Below are 3,167 nucleotides of genomic sequence, written 5' to 3' on the forward strand. Positions count from 1 at the left end.
CCTGCGAGAGCCAAGAGCTCAGAGGGGTTGCCGCGGATCACGGTCGGCTGCCGATCGGCGAGCTCGTGCGCGAGCCCGGTGCGGATCGGCAGCGCTCCGATAGCGACAGGGTCGAGCACCCACGGAGTGCCCGCGCGGGATGCACCCTTCACGGCCTCTGCGATGGCTCCGCGCTGTTCGGGCGTCGGGGTTCCGAGATTGACCAGGAGTGCGCTCGCGATCCCGGCGAACATCTCAGCTTCACCCACGATGTCGACCATGGCGGGTGCGGCGCCGGCAGCGAGCAGCGCGTTGGCCGTGAAGTTGGGCACGACGTTATTCGTGATGCAGTGCACGAGCGGCGACTGCTCGCGAACGCGGTCGACCGTCGCAGCGGTTATGCGTGTCGGGTGTTCGTTCGTCATCAGTTGTTCACCAATCCTCCGTCGACGACAAGGTTCTGCCCCGTGACCGCTCTGGCCCACGGAGATGCGAAGAAGAGCACGGCGTCGGCGAACTCTTCGGGCGTTGTCACGCGCCGCAGCGGGGTGCTGTCGGCGATCGCGTCGAAGACCTCTTCGGGGGTCGCAGCGCTCGCGTCCGTAGTGCGCAGCAGACCGCCGCTCACCATGTTCACGGTGACGCCTCGAGGGCCGAGGTCGGCGGCGAAGGTGCGTGTCAGTGCCAGCAGAGCAGCCTTCGACGCCGTGTAGTCGTGATACGGCACAACCGGGTTCTGAAACAGGTTCGTCCCCACGTTGATCACTCGGCCGTGTCCGGCGCGGTCGAAGTGAGGCAGCGCCGCCTGCGTCGTGTTGAGTGCGCCCTGCACAGCGCTGGAGAACTGCGCGGCGAAGGTGTCGTAGCCGATCTCGTGCGCCTTGGCCCTTGCATCTCCATCGAATTCGAAGTCGGTGAGCGCGTTGTTGACGACGGTCGTGACGGGAGCGTCGAAAAGGGCCCCGGCACGTTCGAACAGCGCGTCCACCTGCAGACGGTCGCGGACATCCGCCCGCAGCGCGACGACCCTGCCGTGGTTTTCCCGCTGGATGCCCTCCGCGGCTTCCCGGCTACTGCGATAGTTCACGACGACTCGCGCGCCCTCGCGAAGCAGCGACTCGGTGATGGCGCGGCCCAGACCCCGGGCCCCTCCCGTCACGAGCACTACCTGCTTCTGCAAGGGCACCGCGGTCGATTCGAATTCGGTCATGCATTGCCTCCCGTCATCGGGGGCGAAGGGTAGCGACGAACGCTTTCGGACATCCCTTCGCCAGTACGAACTGGATCAGGTTCGACGGGTGTGATCTCAGCCGCGCGCGGCACCCCGTGTCACGTCTACGAGTCTAGGCCACGGACCCGCCGATTTGCTATTCTGGAGGCCGGGTTGCGAACGACGCAGCCGCGGACGAGGGAGCTGTACCCGCACCACGACAAGACGGCCATTGAGGGTTCACTCATGGACTGGATCGTTCTGATCGCAAGCGGGCTCCTGGAGGCCGTGTGGGCGATCGCGCTCGGCGCTTCGAAAGGCTTCAAACGCTGGCGGCCGACGCTGCTGTTCGTCGTCGCATTCATCGTGAGCATGGTCGGGCTGGCGTACGCGATGCTGACCATCTCGGTCGGAACCGCGTACGCCGTGTGGGTCGGCATCGGCGCTGTTGCGACTGTACTCGTGGCCGCTGTCCGCGGTGAGGAGCGGCTGACGCTCATTCGCGCGCTGCTGCTTCTGCTGTTGGTGGGAGCCGTCGTCGGGCTGAAAGTGGTGTCGTAATGCGCGCCTGGATCATTCTGCTGCTCAGTGCCGTCTTCGAATCGGTGTGGGCGCTAGCGCTGTCGGCGTCGGAGGGCTTCACGAATCTCGTGCCGAGCATCGTGTTCGTCATTGCGGCGATCATCAGCCTTGCCGGGCTGGGATGGGCGGCTCGCGATATTCCCATCGGCACTGCCTACGGTGTGTGGGTCGGTATCGGCGCGGCCGGCACCGTCGCCTACTCGGCGCTTACGGGGCAGGAGCAGCTGTCGTGGGCCGGCTGGCTGTGCCTCGTGGCGATCGTCGGCGCGGTCGTGGGGCTGAAATTCACGACGCCCGCGAAGCCCGCGAAGCCCGCGGTTCAGGAGTCGGTCGAGTAAGCGCGTGCGAACGCTTCGCTCGGCGGGATGGGTTGGATGACATCGAGCAGGACGCCGTCGGGTGCCTCGACGATGCAGTGCCGCTGGCCGAAGTCTTCGTCGCGCAGTGCGAGCACAGGAGTGAGCCCCGCGGTCTCGGTGAGGTGCCGGTAGACCTCATCGACGTCGTCGACTTCGATGTTCACGATGACGCCGCGGGGCAGTGATCGATGCGACTCCGGCACTGTCTCGTGGTCAAAGGACAGGATCGCCAGTTCGAAGGCTCCGAGCCGGAGGCTGATGTACCAGTCGGTTTCAAAGGTGGTTTCGAAGCCGAATGTCTCCCGGTAGAAGGCTGCGGCGGTCGCCACATCCTTCGACATGAGCACGGGGTAGAGGCTGGTGACTGTCATTGCGCTTTCCTTTACGTACAATGTGTATGTATCAAAAACAGGATACATACTTTGTGTATGTAAAGGAAGTGCTCATGCCCCGTGCCTCAGCAGCGGACGCTGCCAAGACCGCTCGATCCATTCTCGAAGCCGCGACTCGGTTGTTCGCGACGCACGGATTCGCAGACGTCTCACTCGACGACATCGCGCGGGAAGCGGGCGTGACGCGCGGCGCCGTCTATCACCACTACCGCAACAAGGCGGGGCTGTTCGAACGAGTCGCGGCCAAACAGCAGGAGGAGGTCGCCGGTGCCGTCGTCGAGGCCGCCGAACGAGCCGGTTCGGGGGCGATCGATCAGCTGCGTGCCGGCTCGCACGCATTTCTCGACGCCGCCACCGCGGGTGCCGCTGCGCGCATTCTGCTCATCGACGGACCCGCTGTAATCGGCTGGGAGGGCTGGCGGCGTCACGATGCCGAGCACTCCGCCCTGCATTTGCGCGACGTCCTGAAAGCGGTCGGCGTTCGCAAGGAGCTGCTCGAGGCGATGACGGCGCTGCTCTCGGGCGCCATGAACGAGGCTGCCCTATGGATCGCGCAGCACGCAGCCGGGGAAGAGGCACGCCGCAGCGCGCACGCGACGCTGGATCGCATCCTCGATGCGGCGATCGCCGGCGCGGATTGAAGCC

Annotated in this window: 6 protein-coding genes and 2 riboswitches; of the genes, 3 read left to right on the forward strand and 3 right to left on the reverse strand. The window is 65.6% G+C overall.

All coding sequences use genetic code 11. The features are described 5' to 3' along the window. On the reverse strand, nt 1-404 hold a 404-nt coding region (locus tag Q0O95_RS13790; RefSeq protein ID WP_293699861.1), incomplete at its 3' end, for a hydroxyethylthiazole kinase. Next, nucleotides 404-1,189, reverse strand: coding sequence for a 3-oxoacyl-ACP reductase (locus Q0O95_RS13795; RefSeq protein ID WP_293699863.1), 786 nt, complete (start codon nt 1,187-1,189; stop codon nt 404-406). The genes Q0O95_RS13790 and Q0O95_RS13795, both read right to left, overlap by 1 nt. A 35-nt stretch (nt 1,190-1,224) precedes the next feature. Continuing rightward, nucleotides 1,225-1,316, reverse strand: a riboswitch (TPP riboswitch). Between the two features lie 42 nt (nt 1,317-1,358). Further along, a riboswitch (guanidine-III (ykkC-III) riboswitch) is annotated at nt 1,359-1,423 on the forward strand. 12 nt (nt 1,424-1,435) lie between these two features. Here Q0O95_RS13795 and Q0O95_RS13800 point away from each other — a divergent pair. After that, nucleotides 1,436-1,750 (forward strand): SMR family transporter, encoded by a 315-nt coding sequence (locus Q0O95_RS13800; RefSeq protein ID WP_293699866.1) that lies wholly within the window; start codon nt 1,436-1,438, stop codon nt 1,748-1,750. Further along, nucleotides 1,750-2,109, forward strand: a complete 360-nt coding sequence (locus tag Q0O95_RS13805) for a multidrug efflux SMR transporter (RefSeq protein WP_293699869.1) — start codon at nt 1,750-1,752, stop codon at nt 2,107-2,109. The genes Q0O95_RS13800 and Q0O95_RS13805 overlap by 1 nt, the downstream gene beginning before the upstream one ends. Here Q0O95_RS13805 and Q0O95_RS13810 read toward each other — a convergent pair. After that, on the reverse strand, nt 2,091-2,501 hold the full coding sequence (locus Q0O95_RS13810; protein ID WP_293699872.1) for a VOC family protein: 411 nt from the start codon (nt 2,499-2,501) through the stop codon (nt 2,091-2,093). The two genes, Q0O95_RS13805 and Q0O95_RS13810, sit on opposite strands and share 19 nt — an antisense overlap. A gap of 74 nt (nt 2,502-2,575) precedes the next feature. Here Q0O95_RS13810 and Q0O95_RS13815 point away from each other — a divergent pair, with 74 nt between their 5' ends. After that, on the forward strand, nt 2,576-3,163 hold the full coding sequence (locus Q0O95_RS13815; protein WP_293699875.1) for a TetR family transcriptional regulator: 588 nt from the start codon (nt 2,576-2,578) through the stop codon (nt 3,161-3,163). Nucleotides 3,164-3,167: the final 4 nt, after the last annotated feature.

It is taken from the genome of uncultured Agrococcus sp. (genome assembly GCF_945915485.1).
In the GTDB taxonomy this organism is placed as follows: domain Bacteria; phylum Actinomycetota; class Actinomycetes; order Actinomycetales; family Microbacteriaceae; genus Agrococcus.